At 47.9% G+C, this 2,622-nt stretch carries 4 protein-coding genes; all 4 read left to right on the top strand.

What is annotated here, in order from left to right; genetic code table 11:
• Positions 1-51 precede the first annotated feature (51 nt).
• Positions 52-1,125: a histidinol-phosphate transaminase gene (gene hisC, locus IJ369_RS07135; RefSeq protein WP_290717623.1), complete on the top strand. Its 1,074-nt coding sequence runs from the start codon at positions 52-54 to the stop codon at positions 1,123-1,125.
• 1 nt (position 1,126) lies between these two features.
• Entirely contained in the window at positions 1,127-1,714 is a 588-nt protein-coding gene (hisB, locus tag IJ369_RS07130) for an imidazoleglycerol-phosphate dehydratase HisB (RefSeq protein WP_290717621.1), read from the top strand.
• Positions 1,715-2,332 (top strand): imidazole glycerol phosphate synthase subunit HisH, encoded by a 618-nt coding sequence (gene hisH, locus IJ369_RS07125; protein ID WP_290717619.1) that lies wholly within the window; start codon positions 1,715-1,717, stop codon positions 2,330-2,332.
• Positions 2,333-2,344: 12 nt separating this feature from the next.
• Positions 2,345-2,622 (top strand): HisA/HisF-related TIM barrel protein (locus IJ369_RS07120; protein ID WP_290717617.1); only part of this gene is annotated, 278 nt, incomplete at its 3' end.

The raw sequence follows: 2,622 nt of genomic DNA, 5'->3' as shown, positions 1-2,622 counted from the left end.
GGAAGCTCATGCCCGTTCTGCAATGGTTCGTGTCGATAAGGGGGTAATCAAATGAGCAGATTTATGAGTCCTCGTTTTGCGGGGTTGGAAGCATATACACCAGGCGAACAGCCCAGAGACCAGGTATATGTGAAATTGAATACGAATGAATCTCCTTACGCACCTTCTCCTGAGGTGTTTGCGGCGGTTTCTGCGGCGGAAGTGGGAAAACTGAACCTGTACCCCGACCCTACAGGTAAAGTGTTGAAAGAAAAACTGGCGGCACTGTATGGCGTGGAAGCGAAAAACGTATTCCTCTCCAATGGTTCCGATGATATCCTGAATTTCGCTTTTATGGCATTCTGTGACAGTGAAAGAGGGGCAGCATTTCCAGAAATTAGTTACGGTTTTTATCCCGTTTATGCAGACCTGTACCATGTGGATAGCAAAGTGATTCCTCTGAAAGAGGATTTCAGTGTGGATTATAAAGATTACTGTGGTATTGGCAGAATGGTAGTCATTGCGAACCCCAATGCCCCTACAGGCATGGAAATCTCCCTGGCGGAAATCGAAGAGATTTTGAAATCCAATCCCGATAACGTGGTTATCATCGATGAAGCATATATCGACTTCGGCGGTACAAGCTGCGTGGATTTTATCAAGAAATACGACAACCTGCTGGTGGTGCAGACCTTCTCCAAATCTCGCTCCATGGCGGGGGCGAGACTGGGTTTTGCCATCGCCAGCGAAGGTATCATCGAAGATCTGGAAAAAATCAAATATTCCACAAACCCCTATAACATTAACCGTCTGACGTTGATTGCGGGGGAAGCGGCTGTGGACAGTAACGATTACTATGTGGAAAATGCGAAGAAGATCGCAGAAACCAGAGAACTGACAACAGCCAGACTGAGAGAAATGGACTTCACCGTGCTGGATTCCAAGGCGAATTTCATTTTTGCAAAAAGCAACTCCATCAGCGGCAAGGTTATTTATGAAGAATTGAAGAAAAAAGGCGTTCTGGTACGCTTCTGGGGTAAGGCGAAGATCGAAGATTTTGTTCGTATCACCATTGGCACCCCCGAGCAGATGAATATTTTGTTTGATAAATTAGAGGAAATTATTGCAGAACAGAAAGGGGACTAATATGAGAAGCAGTGAAATCAAACGAAAAACCGCAGAAACTGACATCAGCCTGTCCCTTTGTCTAGATGGCAGCGGTGAAAGCAGCATCAATACAGGCGTTGGTTTCCTCGACCATATGCTGACCCTGTTTGCAAAGCATGGTCGTTTTGACCTGGATGTGACCTGCAAAGGCGATATTGAAGTAGATGACCACCATTCCGTAGAGGACATTGGTATCTGCCTTGGCATGGCCTTTGCGGAGGCTCTGGGTGACAGCAGAGGCATTGCCCGTTACGGTGATATCACTCTTCCTATGGATGAAGCCCTCATTCTTGCGGCAGTGGATCTGGGCGGCAGAAGCCATCTGGAATATGGTCTGGAAATCCCTACAGAAAAAGTTGGCACCTTCGATACAGAACTGGTGGAAGAATTTTTCATCGCATTCGTCAGAAATGCAAAAATGAACCTGCATATCCTGCAGTTCCGCGGCAGAAATTCTCACCATATCATCGAAGGTACATTCAAGGCGGTTGCCCGTGCGCTGGCGAAAGCAGTGGCGGTGCAGGAAGCCTATAAAGACGAAATTCCTTCCACAAAGGGGGTATTATAAATGATCGCGATTATTGATTACGGCGTAGGTAATCTGTTTTCCCTGCAGAGTTCCCTGAAATTCATCGGGGCGGAGGCAAAGGTGACAAACAACATTGAAGAAATCAAGGCGGCAGACCGCATCATCCTGCCCGGCGTAGGTGCATTTGAAGATGCCATCCGGAAACTGCGTGAAAGCGGTATGGAAAAGGTGGTTCTGGAAGAAGCGGCTAATGGCAAACCTCTGTTGGGCATCTGCCTTGGTATGCAGATGCTTCTGGAAAAGAACTATGAATATGGCGTGCATGAAGGTCTGGGGCTTATCAAAGGCAGCGTAAAACCCATTGCCCCCATGATCGGCGAAGGTCTGAAGGTTCCCCACATCGGCTGGAATGCTCTGATCTTCCCCAAGGACAGAGAAAAATCCAAACTGTTCAAATATATCAACGAAGGCGACTGCGTGTATTTCGTACACTCCTATGCTGGTGTGGACTGTGACGAATTTGTTTCCTCCAGAGCGGAATACGGCGCAGAACTGACTGCTTCTGTGGAATGCGGCAATGTATACGGCACCCAGTTCCACCCCGAAAAGAGCGGTGAAGTTGGTCTGAAAATTCTGAAAGCATTTTGTGAACTGTAAGGAGGTAACCCAATGGAATTATTTCCTGCGATTGATCTGATTGGCGGCTGTGCGGTGCGTCTGGTAAAGGGCGATTATGCACAGAAAACCGTTTATAGCGATAACCCTGCGGAGGTTGCCCGTTCCTTTGCGGCGGCAGGGGCGAAATACCTGCATGTGGTAGACCTGGAAGGGGCAAAAGACGGCGGCACACCCAATCTGGAAACTATTAAAAATATCGTGGAAAAGGGCGGCCTGCTGGTAGAAGTGGGCGGCGGCATCCGTTCTGAAGAAGTCATCAAAAAATATCT

The sequence above is a fragment of the Anaerotignum sp. genome (genome assembly GCF_017483025.1).
GTDB lineage: Bacteria > Bacillota > Clostridia > Lachnospirales > Anaerotignaceae > Anaerotignum_A.
This window is presented reverse-complemented; position numbering and strand designations above follow the sequence as displayed.